This is a genomic window from Aurantibacter sp. (assembly GCF_039941195.1).
Classification (GTDB): Bacteria; Bacteroidota; Bacteroidia; order Flavobacteriales; family Flavobacteriaceae; genus Aurantibacter_A.
Genome location: NZ_JBDVFA010000106.1, coordinates 25,119 through 41,005 on the forward strand (window position 1 = coordinate 25,119; position 15,887 = coordinate 41,005).

The window sequence follows — 15,887 nt, forward strand, 5'->3', positions numbered from 1 at the left end:
TCCCAAATTTTACAATTTAAACTATGTATTATGAAAGCACATTACTTAGTGTTTTATAGCCTACTTCTAGTACTTTTCTCATCATTTGAGATAAGTGAAGAGTGCGAATACGCAGGGTCTAATATGGGGTATATAAAGACCCAAACACAGAAGGCTATAACAGCAACAAATGTAAACGAATCTCATTTTAAGGCATATAAAGCCCTAAATGCGATGGAAAAGTCACAAAAACTATTTGATGATTGTGGTTGTACTGATGCTTACGACTATATGAAGGAGGCCCTAAAACACCTAAAATCAGCAACTAGAGCTATTACTTTAAATGAAACAAGATTGCTTTTAAATAAATCATTAGAAAATACTATAGCAAGTATTGCAGCAATTGAAGACCACGAAGAGCATAGGAGTTCTTATGGTAAAGATGTATTAGCCCTAAATACAGTAAACTCTGAAAATACAACTACTGCATTTGAAAACAAGCCAAAAGAAATTGATTTTAAGCAGAAAATTGATATTTCACTAATAAGCTACGAAGCTTCATTACAAACAGTGGTTGAAACTGTTGAATGTAAAGAAGCATACGCTTTCGCCATGCGCATATACAATCATTGTGAGGCACAATTGCTTAAAGAAGACTTATCTGAGGGTAAAAAATACTATAACCTAAGAACTAAAGATATCACAAAAAAGGCACTGGATCAAATAGGTGATTGTATGGCAAAATAAATCATTTGCTGGCAAACGACTTAACATCGACATCTGTAACTTCGGTACCCCCTAAGATAATTAGTCTTTCAACTACATTTCTTAATTCTCTAATATTACCTGTCCAATCATAGCCCTTCAGCATTTTTATGGCTTTATCGGAGAACTTTTTAGGCGAATTGCCTTGTTCTGATGCTATTTTCTTTGCAAAATGTTCAATTAGCATGGGAATATCATCTCTTCGATCATTTAAAGAAGGAACTTTAATTAAAATAACGGCCAATCTGTGATATAAATCTTCTCGAAATTTACCATCTTCAATTTCCTTTTTTAAATTTTTATTGGTGGCTGCAACCACACGTACATCAACTTTTATGTCTTTGTCTGTACCCACTCTAGAAATTTTGTTCTCTTGTAGTGCTCTTAATACTTTTGCCTGAGCAGAAAGACTCATATCGCCAATTTCATCTAAAAATATAGTTCCTTTATTGGCGGCTTCAAATTTTCCAGCACGATCCTTTACAGCAGAGGTGAATGCCCCTTTAACATGACCAAATAGTTCACTTTCAATTAATTCTGAAGGTATTGCAGCGCAATTTACCTCAATAAATGGTGCTCGACTACGTTGGCTTTTTTCATGTACCCAATGCGCTACTAATTCCTTACCAGTACCATTCGACCCGGTAATTAAAACTCTAGCATCGGTAGGAGCTACTTTTTCAATAATATTTTTTATGGCCGAAATTTCTTTACTTTCCCCAACCATTTGATAATTTTTGCTAACCTTCTTTTTTAAAATTTTATTAGCAACTACCAACTCCTTGCGATCTAATGCATTTCTAACAGCCGTTAAAAGTCGGTTTAAATCTGGTGGTTTAGATATATAATCGAAAGCTCCAGCTCTCATAGTGCCTACAGCTGTATCCAAATCTCCATGTCCAGATATCATAATAAAGGGAATTTCTGGCTTTATCTTTTTCGCAGCTTCTAATACCTCAACGCCATCCATTTTTGGCATTTTAATATCACATAAAACTAAATCGTAATCATTGTTTTTTATGGTTTCTATGCCCTTTAAGCCATCTTCAGCCTCCTCAACAGTATATGCCTCGCTTTCTTCAGAAAGTATTTTCACCAATACCCTTCGTATGGCTGACTCATCTTCAACTACTAAAATTCTTGACATATGTATCTTATTTAAAGTCCTATTCTAAATCCAGCCCTAAAATAAAAACTAGGATCATCATTTATTGTAAAAATATCATTTCTTTCCTCATCTCTCAAAACTCCTGTTTGAAACAGCGTATGCCCCATATAACTATAAACAGACATTACTTTTGATAAATTGAATTGATAGCCTATTGTTGCCAATGCTGCAGAAGATGATATACTCGATGCAAATCCGGCATCTGGCAATATGGTACTATTTTGTAGGTTTACAAAATATCCATCTAAAATAAACTCGGTTTGGATTAAATGAGTGTCGTTTAAATGGAACTTCATACCTGTCTTTGGCACCCCGACAACATATGTCCATTTTGGATGAAATCGTTTCTCATAATAAACAAAAGGCAAAGGAATTCTTGGTGTAACGGTAGAATTATAAGCGATACCCACAACAAGGCGTGTTGGCTTATCAATATTTAGCCGCTCTCTAAAACCGCCGATGGTTGCATTAATAGAAAAATCTCCATTTCCTAATCGATTGGTTAAGGTTGATGCCAAACGTGGCGTTAATACCCCAATTAATCGCCAATCATCATTATAGCGATGTACATACGCCAAATTAAAATCGATAATATGAAAATAATTCAAAACCTCCGTACTCAGTTGCACATCTGATCTATCCAAATCATAAGTTAACCGATTGTATTCTCCTCCTATAACCAAATTATGAGAATCCTTTAATTTTATGGGCACATTCGTTACCAGTTTTATGCGTGATAATTTAGCTCCAGCATCATTTCTGGGCATAAGCATATACTCTGCACGAAAAACATCTGGAGTTTGCGCTAAAGAAAAAGCAGCTACTAAAAAGAAACCAATAAAGCATATTGATTTAAAACTATACCTGAATTCTAATTTCTGCATGAATTTTACAACAATTTTTTTAAGATGCATTAATGCTGATATATATGTACATCTCTTTGCGGGAAAGGTATAGTGATATTATTTGCTCTAAATTTTTCATCTATTGAAAAGCGTATTGCGCTTTTAATTTTTGGATCTCCAAAACTATCATTTATGTAAAAATTGATGGTAAACATTAAAGCCGAATCACCAAAATCTTCAAAGATGACAAATGGTTTAGGATTTTTTAATACTCCTTGCCGATTCTTAACAACATCTTCGAGTAACTTTGCCACTACGTTTACATCACTACCATATGCAACCCCTACTCTAACGTATTCTCTTGTTGTTTTATGATTTTGAGTATAGTTATAAATGCTGTCGGTTAAGAATATATGGTTGGGTATCACTACTACCTTGTCATCTCTTGTAAGCGCCCTTGTAGTTCGTAAGCGAATTTCAAAAACACGCCCCACTTTACCATCTACTTCTATAATATCACCAACATGAAGTGATTGATCTAAAATCATCATTATGCCAGAAATAATATCTTGAAAAAGATATTGCAATGCAAAACCAAGACCAACAAATAACGCAGCTGAAGCCGTTAGTAATACAGTAAGATTTACTCCGGAAGAGTGTAAAACTGTACCAACTATTAGAATGTATAATAAGTATCTCAGAAAATTAAAAATACTAACAAACTTGTTTTTATCTTCTAGTGGTAGTTTTTTTGTAACAAGTTTGTTTATCAGCTTTAAAAGAACTGAAACAACTACTAGAATTACAACAATTAAGATGATAGTTCCTATACTTATATCTATAGCATAAGTATTAATAATAGGGTATGATAAAAAACTTTTTATTAAAGAAAAAATACCATCTAAACTATCCATTTCAATATTTTAACCATTTCCACAATTCTCTGTATGTAGGTTTTTTACCATACATTAAAATGCCTACACGATAAATTTTAGCGGCTAACCATACAATACCAACAAAGGTAACAATTAACAGGATGATCGATGTAATTACTTGCCAAATAGGCACACCGCCTTCTCCAATACCTCCCGGCAATCGCATTAACATAACAATAGGAGAAGTCAACGGAAATAATGAAAAACCAACAGCTATAGGTCCGTGCGGATTACTAAACACAGAAAAGAAACCTACATATATGGCTAACATTAATGGTAAAATAATCGGAAAAATAAATTGTTGCGTATCGGTTTCGCTATCTACCGCTGCCCCAATTGCAGCATAAATAGAACTATAGATTAAATACCCTAAAACAAAATAAATAATAAAAAAACTAATTAACATCACCCACGGGATATCAAACAGTTCTTGCGCATACAATTGCATTGTTTTATCTAACGTTGGTACTTGGGGGGCCATATCACCCGCCACTCCATTTGTAATATCTGCTGTCGCACTTAATGCAGACGGATTTATATCAAAAATCGAAAAAGTGACGAGCATTAATAAAGATGCAGAAACTATCCAAATAGCAAATTGAGTAACTCCAGCCAATGAAGTCCCTATTATTTTTCCCAACATTAATTGAAATGGTTTCACAGAAGAAATAATAACTTCTATAATTCTACTGGTTTTTTCTTCTATTACACTTCGCATGACAAAACCACCATAAATAATAATAAACATCATTATAAGATAACCAAAGCCACCACCAATAAAAGCTTTTATCTCATTAATACCTTTTAAGTTTTTTTGCCCTCCGAAGGTAGCCGTGTTAAGCTCAAAACGATTTTCCATCGCGGCAAAATCTTGAACAGAAACCCCTAATTCTTGTAATCGATGTAATCGTAATCTATCCTGAAAAACTCCCTCTATTTTATCAAGTATTGCAGTACTAGGTGTGTCTTTTGTGTAGAAAAATGATTGTTTGGCTAACGCTTCCAAATTATCTTTAGCTGGAATGTGGAGCAAACCTAAATAGCCTAAACTAGCAGCTGAATCTTTAGCTTCTTCTAATGAAATATTACTAAAATGTAAATACGATGTACCTTCTGAACCAACAAAATCGTTGGTAAAAAAATCGCTTTCATTTAATACACCTACTACCTGCCTTTCATTGTCATTTATCTTGGTTAAATACGCGATTAACACAACCATAGCCACCATTAGTATAGGACTTAAAAATGTCATTACAACAAAAGATTTGTTCCTTACCTTGGCCAGATATTCTCGCTTGATTATTAAACCTAGTTTACTCATTTACTCCCTTTTCTTGTATGTTCTTTATAAAAATTTCATTAGCTGAAGGAATAGTCTCAACAAAACGATTGACATTAGCTCTGGTTGACAAGTATGCAAGCATTTCATTGGAATCACCATTTGGTAATTGCACTTTAAAATCTAATTGATTTTCTTCAGGATTAAATTGAGATAAACTAATATCAAATTTACTTGAAAGTTCTTTTATTAAATCTTCGCCTTGCGCTACCTCCAAACCAATTTGAAACATATTGTTTTTATATGCCTTTTTTATATCCACCAACCTACCATCTAATATTTTTTCAGATTGATGTAACAACGCTATATACTCACACAATTCCTCTACAGATTCCATTCGATGCGTTGAAAAGATAATTGAAGCTCCTTTCTCTTTTAAAGTTAAAATTTCATCTTTTATAATGTTTGCGTTAATAGGATCAAAACCACTAAAGGGCTCATCGAATATGAGTAATTTAGGCTCATGTAAAACAGTGACGATGAATTGAATCTTTTGAGCCATACCCTTGGATAATTCTTGGACTTTTTTATTCCACCAATCACCAATTTCAAGTCTATCGAACCAATATTTCAAACGTAATTTCGCATCATTCTTACTTAGTCCTTTTAATTGTGCTAAATACAAAGCTTGTTCACCTACTTTCATTTTTTTATACAATCCACGTTCTTCTGGTAAATAACCAATTTGAGCAATATGCTCTGGTTTTAAGGACTCACCATCAAAATAGACTTCTCCTGAATCTGGAAAAGTAATTTGATTTATAATTCTAATTAAAGTGGTTTTGCCAGCACCATTTGGTCCGAGCAGACCATAGATACTGTTTTTAGGTATTTCGAGCGAAACTTTGTTTAAGGCAAGATGTTCACCATACTGTTTGGTAACCTCTTTAGTAACCAAAATGTTGTTCATGCAGGCATTTTGTTCAAAGATATGGAATTGATTCAAAAACCAAATCGCATTTTATTGACGATTTAACATCTGAATGATAATTCTATATAGCCAAACTATTGAGAAAGTGATAAAAAACAAAACCCATCCTTAAATAAAATTCAAGGATGGGAAAAAAATTGCTATGAAAAAGAAAATTATACCGGTTTAACCGATATAGTCTCAAATATACGTTTTTTATTTAAACTGCAACTTACTTTTCGATTAAGAGAACATATCTTTGACCTTCTCGAAAAATGATTTATCTGATTTCTCGGGCTTTGGATCAAAATTCTCGTTGTTCTGCATGCGTTCAAAGAAGTCCTTTTGCTCCTTATTTAGCTCTTTAGGCGTCCAAACATTTACGTGAACTAGCAAATCACCACTCCCGTAACCATTTAAATTTGAAACCCCTTTACCTCTTAACCTTAATATTTTACCGGATTGAATGCCCGATTCTAGTTTAATTCTAACTTTTCCTCCAACAGAATCAATCTCTTTAGAAGTTCCTAACACGGCCTCAGAAATACTGATATAAAGGTCATAATGTAAATTATCTCCTTCTCGCTTAAGTGTTTCATGATCTAAGGTTTCTATAGCAACTAGTAAATCTCCTGAAACACCATTTCCTGGTGCCTCATTACCTTTACCAGGTACTTTAAGCTGCATTCCTTCTTCAACACCTGCAGGAATTTTTATTGAAACAGTTTCTTCCTCGACTACTAAACCTTGCGCATCTGCGCCATTTGGCTTCTTGTCAATTTGCTGACCACTACCACCACAAGCACTACAAGTAGCCGCTGTTTGCATTCTTCCAAGAATGGTGTTCGTAATTTTAGTTACTTGACCATTTCCATTACAAGTGCTACATGTTTTATAAGTAACTCCCGGTGCTTGTTTCTTGCGTCGTACCTTAACTTTTTTCTCAACGCCATTGGCAACCTCTTCTAAAGTAAGTTTTACACGAATTCGCAAGTTACTTCCTTTAACTCTTCTCTGACCACCTCCGCCAAAGCCCCCGAAACCGCTAAATCCTCCTCCGCCACCACCGAAAGCGCCACCGAAAATATCGCCGAATTGGCTGAATATGTCATCCATATTCATGCTTCCTCCGCCGAATCCGCCGCCACCTTCAAACGCCGAATGACCAAATTGATCATAACGTGCTTTTTTATCTGGGTCGCTCAATACCTCATACGCTTCCGCTGCCTTTTTAAACATCTCCTCAGCTTTGGGATCACCTTGGTTTTTATCAGGATGATATTCAATGGCCTTTTTCCGGTATGCTTTTTTAATTTCAGTAGCTGTTGCTCCTTTACTAATGCCTAATATTTCGTAAAAATCTTCCTTCACTTTATTATTTTAGATAAAAATCCGTACTCAGGTTTTATTTACCAACTACCACTTTAGGGTGTCTTATAATTTTATCACCTAGTTTAAATCCTTTTTCAACCACATCAATAATCTTACCTTTTAATTTAGACTTCGGTGCGGGTATTTGTGTAATAGCATCATGTATTTCAGCATCAAAAGCATCTCCTTGCTTTACTTTCACCTCTTCAAGACCCTTAGATTTTAATGTTTCGCGTAATTTGTTGCTTATTAATTCTACTCCTTTGAAAGATTCTTTATCGTCCGATTTCTTAAGTTCTGGTAATGCTCGATCGAAATCATCAAGTACTGGTAACATAGCTACAATAACTTCTTGACCAGCGGTCTTAAAAAGATCCATACGTTCTTTAGAAGTACGCTTTTTGTAATTCTCAAATTCTGCAAATAGTCGTAAAAACTTTTCCTTTTCTTTTGCTAAATCACTGCGTAGCTCATCTTCCACTGAAACTTCTTCTTGCACGTTTTCAGTTTCTTGCTGTTGTTCAGTTACTTCGGTTTCTGGAAGTATTTCGTCTAACTCTTCGGTGCTATCTTTTTCACTCATGGCGTGTGTAATTTTTTATCCATTGATGGATGGCAAAAGTACTGCCATTTCTTAAAAAATGTCAAAATGTCACTAACTTTATTATAAAAACAATCGATTAGCCCCTTTCGGCCATAAAATGCAGTGAAAAACTAAGTGTATTTGTAGGTGAAAACCTTTTCAGAAAAGATTTATTCTATTTGATTCTTTTGAACTCTTTTTTTGGTAAATGGATTCCAGAGCGGAAGAAATATTTGAATGTTCGAAAATAAACCCATCTTCTTCAATTTTCTTAGAACTGACTCTTTGACTAGAAAGAATTAAGTAAGACATTTCACCTAATATCACCTTTATGACGAAACTCGGGATATTCGGTAAAATTAATGGCATTTCTAATGCCTTGGCTATTTCTTTAATTAATTTATTTTGTGATACTGGATTAGGAGCTACCGCATTATATATACCTTTTAAATTATTCTTTGCAGTAAACATAAATATCCGAGCTAAATCGGTAATATATATCCAAGACTGCCATTGTTTCCCTGTACCAAAAGCAGCACCAGCATACATTTCAACTGGTTTAGCCATTTGCGGCAAGGCTCCACCTTTCTTTGACAACACAAGACCAATACGGATTTTAGAAACAATTATTTCAAAGGCTTTAAATCGATTCACCTCATTTTCCCATTGCTCTACGACTTCACCCAAAAAACTATTATCTACTTCTTTTTCATGCTCATCGTAATATCTCTCTAAAGAATTCGGATACACACCAATAGCTGAAGCTGATACAATTGATTTTATATCGTGTGATTCTAAATTGTTTATTGCATTATACAAAGTTTGAAGGCTATTAATTCGGCTCGAAATTATTTTCCTTTTGTACTTTTTAGTCCATCTTTTCGATATTGATGCACCAGCTAGATTAATAATTTTAGATACCCCTTTAAAACAATTATCATCTATTTCACCTGTACTCGGGTTCCAATAAAATCCATTGTAATTTTCGTTAGAAATAATTTTATCACGACTTGTAGTTAAGTAATTAACGGCAATACCATTGGCCTGACAAAGACTTACAATTTCTTTGCCTACCAAACCAGTTGCGCCTGTGATTAAATACCTCATTTAACAAAGGTATTGGTTTCAATTATTGCCACCGTGCACTTTAATTTTGATTTAACATCTTTCGGACTAGTTTAAGTGTTATTTAAGTTTTCTAGCACGTAACATTTCTCGCTTTCCGGGTGGACCTGGTAATCTTTCCACCTCAAAACCAACAGCTTGCATTGCTCTTCTAACACTTCCTTTAGCTGAATAAGTAACCAAAACAGCCTCATTTTTCATGGCTGTAAACATTTTTTCAAATATTACTTTAGTCCAAAGTTCTGGCTGTACTCTTGCCCCAAAAGCATCAAAATAAATAAGATCAAAGGCCTGAACATCTTCAATTTTTAAAAAATCTTCTTGTCGCTTTTTTAATACAAATTCATCGGTTATAAACACATTAGCCTCCCAAGCACTTTCATGCATTTTAATATATTCTAAAACAAAATCATTGGCTTGCAAGCAATCAATATAATTTAATTGATCCAGCTCATTTTTCATGACAGGATATGCTTCTACACCGGTATAATTTATTTTTAAATTGAAATCTTTACAACACATCAAAGTAATTAATGCATTTAAACCTGTACCAAATCCAATTTCCAAAATTGAAATTTCTCTATTTTTAAAAAGCGCAAGTCCATTTTTTATAAAAACGTGTTTAGCCTCTTGTACTGCGCCATGTATAGAATGATATTGCTCATTCAAATCTTCAATTTGAATGGTCTTTGATCCATCAGAAGTCGTAATTATTTTCCTTTTCAATTTTAATTACTTCTTTAACAATACACCATCAGCAAGAAATCCGTACGTCTTTTTGGGTGTTGTTATTTTGTCAATTTCTTCTTGTGATTTTCCACCATCTTTAGCATAATGCTTTTGCTCTTCAACACTAACAGCATTGACGAAAGCACTTCCATTAACTACAACTTCTCTCCCAGTAATATCTAGTGGTACAAAAAATCCGTAATCCTTAAATTTCACCATTGCCTCTTCTCCATTATCTAAGGCCAATCGCATCCAACAGCCTTTTGCTTTACATACGTCCAAAACTTTAGCCGAAAACTTTGTTTTTAAAGAGTCAGAAGTTTTAAGATTACTATACTTTTCGTACATCATTGCACTCGTAATACTATTGGAATTATCGATTTTTTCACCAAAAACATCATATTCCATTTTCGATTTCTCAAAAGATTTAGCTCCGTACTTAACTTCCTGCGCATTAGACAGATTAGTAGCAACCAATAATGTAACTAAAAGGCAAAATCTATACATAATTCATAAAAAATTGGTTCAACACACAAAATTCGTCAAATTTATTTGAAAAAGCTGTGGTAGGTGTTAGAATTAGTTAATTTTATTCTTTAAAACAGATTATAGTATGAACCCAAGTACACTTGACATTCAAATAGAGAAGGCGAAAAATTCTAAAATAAGCCAAGTTGATTTCAATAATCTTGCTTTCGGAAGCATTTTTTCTGATCATATGCTAGTCTGTGACTATAAGAATGGTGCTTGGGAAGCCCCTAAAATAGTTCCTTACGGGCCAATTACTTTGCAGCCATCTGCTAAAATTTTTCATTACGGGCAATCTATTTTTGAGGGTATGAAAGCTTATAAAGATAAAGAAGGTGCGATGTGGTTATTTCGACCAAAAGACAATCATGCACGATTTAATATCTCGGCGAGTCGTATGGCAATGCCAGAAATTCCCGAAGACTATTTTATGGAAGGTTTGGAAGCGTTATTACGATTAGATGAAAAATGGATTCCAACAACAGATGGTAGCGCCATGTATATTCGACCTTTTATGTTTGCTTCTGGTGAAGGTTTTCATGCATCACCGGCCGATGAATATAAGTTTATTATATGCTTAGCACCTTCTGGAGCTTACTTTTCTGGAAAAGTAAAAGTGCTTATTGAAGAAAAATACTCGAGATCGGCGAATGGTGGCGTTGGATATGCTAAAACCGGTGGTAATTATGCTGGACAATTTCACCCTACCCAATTAGCCAAAGAAAAAGGATACCAGCAAGTTGTTTGGACGGATGACCATACACACGAAAATATTGAAGAAGCTGGTGCAATGAACATCTTTGTACGCATTGGAGACATATTAATAACTGGCCCCACAAGTGATCGTATTTTAGACGGTATTACTAGAAAAAGTATCTTACAAATAGCGGAAGCCAATTCAATTAAAACCGAAGTAAGAACCTTAACAGTTTCTGAAGTTGTTGCGGCTGCAAAAAAGGGAACGCTTAAAGAGATGTTTGGTGCAGGTACAGCTGCTGTAGTTTCGCCAATATCTGGTTTTGGTTACAAAGGCCAAGATTATATGTTGCCAGAAATTGAAAATGGTTATGCTGATTTAATGAAGAAAACAATAACTGACATTCAATATAATAGAATTGAAGATAGTTACGGTTGGCGATATGGTATCTCTGATTAAATAATAAAATAGCATTAAAAAACAAAACCCTGATGTTTCCATCAGGGTTTCTGTCATTGATTCAACTATACTAAACACTAACCATTAACTATAAACATATAGTCTTATCAACGACCAATTCTTTTATTATAATATTGTAATGTAAACTTTACTATAGACGACTATAATACTGAAAAGTTACATTTTCCAACACTATTTAACACCAATTTTAACAAATGAAAAAAACACTTGTCCTGGGAGCCTCCTTAAAATCAAATCGCTATAGTAATATGGCAGTACAAAAATTAATAGACCATAACATAGATACTGAAGCTTTCGGATTAAAAGCAGGTAAAATAGGGCGTGTACAAATAAAGACCAATTTTAACGATTTTCAAAATATTCATACCGTTACATTGTATGTCGGTCTAAAGCACCAACCAGAATACTACAAGGCATTGCTTAATTTAGACCCTAAAAGGGTTATTTTTAATCCTGGTACTGAAAACCCCGACTTTTATAAAATACTAAAAAACAATAACATAGAAATAGAAGTAGCCTGCACTCTTGTTCTTTTATCTACAAAACAATACTGATTTTTCCTACAATAAAAGTATTAGACGAAATACACGAAATTTTAACATTTATGTTAACATTTAGAACGACATTATATTACTTTTTATCGTTTTTAAAAATCATTTCTCTATGCTTGTTTTTTCTCTTATTAACCAAAGTCCAATAAAAGTAAATAATCCATTTAGCGGTAAAAGTTCATAGCCAAAAACATATCCACCCAAACTTTCTGAAGGTATCTTACCTAAAGTGAATGTTATAATTACGGAAAGCAATGCAACAACCCAAACATATTTATCTTTTACCTTGAACTTGGTAAGTATACCAAAAGAAAATAGTCCTAAAAGAGGACCATAGGTATACCCGGCTGCTTTCAATAACCCATCAATTACATTGGTATCTAATACATACTTAAATATAATAACTACCAATACAAGCAATACACTCATAGCAACATGAATTCTTTTTCGAATGCTTTTTTGTTTTTCTTCAGGTTTATTATTTATAGCTAAAAAATCAACACAAAAAGAAGTTGTTAACGAGGTCAGGGCACTATCTGCACTACTATAAGCTGCTGCTATTAGTCCCAACATAAAAGTTGTTCCTACCACTATTCCTAAGTTACTTTTTAATGCTATTTCTGGAAAGAGCAAATCTGTTTTCGTTTGGCCATCCATCATAGGAATAGCTATATTAAACTTATCAGCATAAATGAAAAGCAAAGCTCCCAATAACATAAAAACAAAAGTGACAACCCCTAAGGTTAGACTAAAAGAAACCATATTCTTTTTTGCATCGCCAAGGTTTTTACATGTCAGATTCTTTTGCATCATATCCTGATCAAGACCTGTCATGCAAATTGTAACAAACATGCCACCAAAAAAAGATTTAAAAAAATAATTTGGAGCAAAGAAGTCATCAGTAAAGAAGGTTTGACTGTATTGTTTTAGCTCTTCCGAATCTAGGAATTCGCTAACTGTCCAATTCAATTCATTCAAAATAAAATAAATTGAAAACCCTACGGAAAGCAGCATAAATAAGGTTTGCAAGGTATCTGTCCAAACAATAGTTTTTATACCGCCCTTAAAAGTATACACCCAAATAAGTAATATTGAAATTGTTACTGTAACCTCAAAGGGTACGCCTAAATCATCAAAGACAAATTGCTGTAATACTATAGCAACGAGAAACAAACGAAATGCAGCCCCAAGCACTCTAGAAACAAAAAATGAGATTGCACCAACTTTATGACTTACTACACCAAATCTTCTTGCAAGGTATTCGTAAATTGAAGTGAGATTCCATTTATAATAAATAGGTAATAATACATAAGCTACTACAAAATAACCGACCACATAGCCAAACACTACCTGCATATAGCTAAACTGTGAATCGGCTACCCATCCGGGCACTGAAATAAAGGTTACTCCTGAAAGTGAAGCCCCAACCATACCGAATGCAACCAAGTACCAAGGTGATGATTTACCTGCCTTAAAAAAATCATCATTACTATCGTTTTTTCCCGTTAAATAAGAAATTAAAATGAGTAATAAAAAATACCCTGCGATGAGGAGTAAAATATTCGTTGGTGTCATAAAGGCAAGTTTGAAAATGCAAAATACAAATTAAACCTGATTATATTAACGCTTCTCATCAATCTAAAAGTGTAAATTTGCAGCTATGGATTTCTCTTCAAAACTTTTAGAAAATGCAGTGCATGAAATATCGCAATTACCAGGTATTGGCAAACGTACAGCACTTCGCCTTGTCCTACATTTACTAAAGCAACCTGAAGAACAAACAACAAATTTAGCAAGCGCCCTAGTTAATTTAAGAAGCCAAATAAAATTTTGTGTTTCATGCCATAACATTTCTGATGTTGAACTATGTGAAATTTGTGCTAGCCCAAAACGTGATGAAAGTATCGTCTGCGTAGTTGAGGACATACGTGATGTAATGGCAATAGAAAACACAGGCCAATTTAGAGGATTATACCATGTGCTAGGAGGTAAAATTTCACCAATGGAAGGAATAGGACCACAAGATCTTACTATTAGTTCGTTGATTTCCAAAGCAAAGAAGGGTATTATTAAAGAAATGATATTTGCCTTGAGCTCTACAATGGAAGGTGATACTACCAACTTCTATATTTATAAGCAAATTGAAGGTCTCGAAATAAACACCTCTACAATTGCGCGTGGAGTAGCCGTCGGAGACGAACTTGAATATGCCGATGAAGTAACTTTAGGCAGAAGCATAATCAATCGAATTCCGTTTGAAGGATCATTAAAAGCCAATTAACAACCTATCGATTATTGCAATAAAATAAACGTTCCGGACGTTTTTTCTTTACTTTTGCATAACATTTATCAAGATTATTAGGCAATAAAAATATGTCAAAATTCGAATTGAAATTACCAAGAATGGGAGAAAGTGTTGCAGAGGCAACATTGACAACATGGCTGAAAGAAATAGGAGAAACCATTGAAATGGATGAAGCTATTTTTGAAATTGCTACGGATAAAGTAGACTCAGAAGTGCCTAGTGAAGTAGATGGTATTCTTGTTGAAAAAAGATTTGATATAGACGATGTCGTAAAAGTAGGTGATGTTGTTGCAATAATTGAAATAGAAGCTGATACTACTGAAGAATCGCAGTCTTCGGAACCTGAAGAAAAAGTATCGCAGGAAGTGGTTACTGAATTGGAGAATAACATTGAAAACGTTAAAACTGCTACTTCAAGTCAAAATCATGAAGAATATCGTACCAAGGACTCTGACCGTTTTTATTCTCCATTGGTAAAAAACATTGCTAAACAAGAGGGAATTACAATTGCTGAATTAGACACTATTAACGGTTCTGGCCTTGAAGGAAGAGTTACCAAAAACGATATTCTAGGTTTTGTTGCCACTAAAAAGACGGCTCCTATTTTAAAAAGCACTCCAACTATTGAAAAAATAGCTCCAGCTCCGAAAGAGGCAAAAATTGAAGTAAAGGAAGAACCAAAAGTTGAACAAGCTAAAAAGCAACCTATCGCAGAACCTCAACAGGTGCATCAAATCAGTACTGTTAAAACTGTTGGTGGCGATGAAGTAATCGAAATGACTCGTATGGGTAAAATGATTGCTAAGCATATGACAGATAGTGTAGCGACATCAGCTCATGTACAAAGTTTTATTGAAGTTGATGTAACCAATATAGTAGCGTGGCGTAACAAAGTAAAAGAGGATTTTCAAAAACGTGAAGATGAAAAACTCACCTTCACTCCTATTTTTATGGAAGCGATTGCCAAGGCATTAAAAAAATATCCAATGATGAATATTTCGGTTGTTGGAGATTCTGTTATTAAGAAAAAGAATATAAATATAGGTATGGCCGCTGCCTTACCAGATGGAAATCTTATTGTACCAGTTATTAAAAATGCAGATCAATTAAATATGGTTGGTATGGCTAAAGTTGTAAACGATTTAGCAAATAGGTCTAGAAACAATGCATTGAAACCAGATGAGGTACAAGACGGAACGTATACTGTTACGAACGTAGGTACCTTTGGTAGTGTTTTTGGAACTCCAATTATTAATCAACCTCAAGTTGGTATTATTGCTTTAGGGGCTATACGAAAAATTCCTTCTGTTATCGAAACTGATGAAGGAGATTCCATTGGGATTCGACATAAAATGTACCTTTCTCATAGCTATGATCATCGTGTAGTAAATGGAGCTTTAGGAAGCATGTTTGCTAAAGAAGTTGCCGATTATTTAGAAGCTTGGGACGTTAATCGCGCGATTTAAATTGAGAATAATTCAATAAATTAACTAAAAACTTCCATTATTTATTGAATTGACAATTTTTATGAATGTGTTCATCTAATTTCACTATTAACATTATTCTAACATACAAAC

Annotated in this window: 16 protein-coding genes; 5 read left to right on the forward strand and 11 right to left on the reverse strand. The window is 34.1% G+C overall.

Translation table 11 applies throughout. The annotated features are described in order from the left end of the window. The first annotated feature begins 30 nt into the window (after positions 1–30). Entirely contained in the window at positions 31–726 is a 696-nt protein-coding gene (locus ABJF52_RS18895) for a hypothetical protein (protein WP_348153723.1), read from the forward strand. A 1-nt stretch (position 727) separates the two neighbouring features. Here the strand turns inward: ABJF52_RS18895 and ABJF52_RS18900 are convergent, their stop codons facing one another. From ABJF52_RS18900 to ABJF52_RS18945, 10 genes are all read right to left on the reverse strand, one after another. After that, complete coding sequence (locus tag ABJF52_RS18900) at positions 728–1,891, reverse strand: sigma-54 dependent transcriptional regulator (RefSeq protein ID WP_348153725.1); 1,164 nt, start codon at positions 1,889–1,891, stop codon at positions 728–730. An 11-nt stretch (positions 1,892–1,902) separates the two neighbouring features. Further along, a complete protein-coding gene (locus ABJF52_RS18905) occupies positions 1,903–2,796 on the reverse strand; it encodes a DUF6268 family outer membrane beta-barrel protein (protein WP_348153727.1) in 894 nt (297 codons plus the stop codon). Positions 2,797–2,825: 29 nt separating this feature from the next. Then, entirely contained in the window at positions 2,826–3,671 is an 846-nt protein-coding gene (locus ABJF52_RS18910) for a mechanosensitive ion channel domain-containing protein (RefSeq protein ID WP_348153729.1), read from the reverse strand. Between the two features lies 1 nt (position 3,672). Then, entirely contained in the window at positions 3,673–5,013 is a 1,341-nt protein-coding gene (locus tag ABJF52_RS18915; RefSeq protein WP_348153731.1) for an ABC transporter permease, read from the reverse strand. Then, positions 5,006–5,941, reverse strand: coding sequence for an ATP-binding cassette domain-containing protein (locus ABJF52_RS18920; RefSeq protein ID WP_348153733.1), 936 nt, complete (start codon positions 5,939–5,941; stop codon positions 5,006–5,008). The genes ABJF52_RS18915 and ABJF52_RS18920 overlap by 8 nt, the downstream gene beginning before the upstream one ends. Before the next feature lie 243 nt (positions 5,942–6,184). Continuing rightward, complete coding sequence (gene dnaJ, locus ABJF52_RS18925) at positions 6,185–7,312, reverse strand: molecular chaperone DnaJ (protein ID WP_348153735.1); 1,128 nt, start codon at positions 7,310–7,312, stop codon at positions 6,185–6,187. A gap of 34 nt (positions 7,313–7,346) precedes the next feature. Then, positions 7,347–7,895, reverse strand: a complete 549-nt coding sequence (locus tag ABJF52_RS18930) for a nucleotide exchange factor GrpE (RefSeq protein WP_348153736.1) — start codon at positions 7,893–7,895, stop codon at positions 7,347–7,349. A 159-nt stretch (positions 7,896–8,054) separates the two neighbouring features. Beyond that, positions 8,055–9,002 (reverse strand): TIGR01777 family oxidoreductase, encoded by a 948-nt coding sequence (locus tag ABJF52_RS18935; RefSeq protein ID WP_348153738.1) that lies wholly within the window; start codon positions 9,000–9,002, stop codon positions 8,055–8,057. A 78-nt stretch (positions 9,003–9,080) separates the two neighbouring features. After that, a complete protein-coding gene (gene mnmD, locus ABJF52_RS18940; protein ID WP_348153739.1) occupies positions 9,081–9,746 on the reverse strand; it encodes a tRNA (5-methylaminomethyl-2-thiouridine)(34)-methyltransferase MnmD in 666 nt (221 codons plus the stop codon). A 6-nt stretch (positions 9,747–9,752) separates the two neighbouring features. Continuing rightward, positions 9,753–10,256: a DUF4920 domain-containing protein gene (locus tag ABJF52_RS18945; RefSeq protein WP_348153741.1), complete on the reverse strand. Its 504-nt coding sequence runs from the start codon at positions 10,254–10,256 to the stop codon at positions 9,753–9,755. 106 nt (positions 10,257–10,362) lie between these two features. Between ABJF52_RS18945 and ABJF52_RS18950 the strand changes: the two genes are divergently transcribed. Beyond that, entirely contained in the window at positions 10,363–11,433 is a 1,071-nt protein-coding gene (locus ABJF52_RS18950; RefSeq protein ID WP_348153743.1) for a branched-chain amino acid aminotransferase, read from the forward strand. A 215-nt stretch (positions 11,434–11,648) separates the two neighbouring features. After that, a complete protein-coding gene (locus tag ABJF52_RS18955; RefSeq protein WP_348153745.1) occupies positions 11,649–12,008 on the forward strand; it encodes a CoA-binding protein in 360 nt (119 codons plus the stop codon). A gap of 99 nt (positions 12,009–12,107) precedes the next feature. Here the strand turns inward: ABJF52_RS18955 and ABJF52_RS18960 are convergent, their stop codons facing one another. Next, the gene (locus tag ABJF52_RS18960; protein WP_348153747.1) at positions 12,108–13,580 is read right to left on the reverse strand and encodes a sodium:solute symporter; all 1,473 of its coding nucleotides are present in this window, start codon (positions 13,578–13,580) and stop codon (positions 12,108–12,110) included. A gap of 85 nt (positions 13,581–13,665) precedes the next feature. Here ABJF52_RS18960 and recR point away from each other — a divergent pair, with 85 nt between their 5' ends. Next, positions 13,666–14,286 (forward strand): recombination mediator RecR, encoded by a 621-nt coding sequence (recR, locus tag ABJF52_RS18965; RefSeq protein ID WP_348153749.1) that lies wholly within the window; start codon positions 13,666–13,668, stop codon positions 14,284–14,286. Between the two features lie 92 nt (positions 14,287–14,378). Beyond that, on the forward strand, positions 14,379–15,776 hold the full coding sequence (locus ABJF52_RS18970; protein WP_348153751.1) for a dihydrolipoamide acetyltransferase family protein: 1,398 nt from the start codon (positions 14,379–14,381) through the stop codon (positions 15,774–15,776). Positions 15,777–15,887 lie beyond the last annotated feature (111 nt).

Coding starts and splice junctions, on each gene's coding strand:
- ABJF52_RS18935 (WP_348153738.1), bottom strand. CDS start 9,002: ATGAGGTATTTAATCACAGGCGCAACTGGTTTGGTAGGCAAAGAAATT.
- ABJF52_RS18920 (WP_348153733.1), bottom strand. CDS start 5,941: ATGAACAACATTTTGGTTACTAAAGAGGTTACCAAACAGTATGGTGAA.
- ABJF52_RS18895 (WP_348153723.1), top strand. CDS start 31: ATGAAAGCACATTACTTAGTGTTTTATAGCCTACTTCTAGTACTTTTC.
- ABJF52_RS18950 (WP_348153743.1), top strand. CDS start 10,363: ATGAACCCAAGTACACTTGACATTCAAATAGAGAAGGCGAAAAATTCT.
- ABJF52_RS18900 (WP_348153725.1), bottom strand. CDS start 1,891: ATGTCAAGAATTTTAGTAGTTGAAGATGAGTCAGCCATACGAAGGGTA.
- ABJF52_RS18970 (WP_348153751.1), top strand. CDS start 14,379: ATGTCAAAATTCGAATTGAAATTACCAAGAATGGGAGAAAGTGTTGCA.
- ABJF52_RS18955 (WP_348153745.1), top strand. CDS start 11,649: ATGAAAAAAACACTTGTCCTGGGAGCCTCCTTAAAATCAAATCGCTAT.
- ABJF52_RS18945 (WP_348153741.1), bottom strand. CDS start 10,256: ATGTATAGATTTTGCCTTTTAGTTACATTATTGGTTGCTACTAATCTG.
- ABJF52_RS18915 (WP_348153731.1), bottom strand. CDS start 5,013: ATGAGTAAACTAGGTTTAATAATCAAGCGAGAATATCTGGCCAAGGTA.
- recR (WP_348153749.1), top strand. CDS start 13,666: ATGGATTTCTCTTCAAAACTTTTAGAAAATGCAGTGCATGAAATATCG.
- ABJF52_RS18905 (WP_348153727.1), bottom strand. CDS start 2,796: ATGCAGAAATTAGAATTCAGGTATAGTTTTAAATCAATATGCTTTATT.
- ABJF52_RS18910 (WP_348153729.1), bottom strand. CDS start 3,671: ATGGATAGTTTAGATGGTATTTTTTCTTTAATAAAAAGTTTTTTATCA.
- ABJF52_RS18960 (WP_348153747.1), bottom strand. CDS start 13,580: ATGACACCAACGAATATTTTACTCCTCATCGCAGGGTATTTTTTATTA.
- ABJF52_RS18930 (WP_348153736.1), bottom strand. CDS start 7,895: ATGAGTGAAAAAGATAGCACCGAAGAGTTAGACGAAATACTTCCAGAA.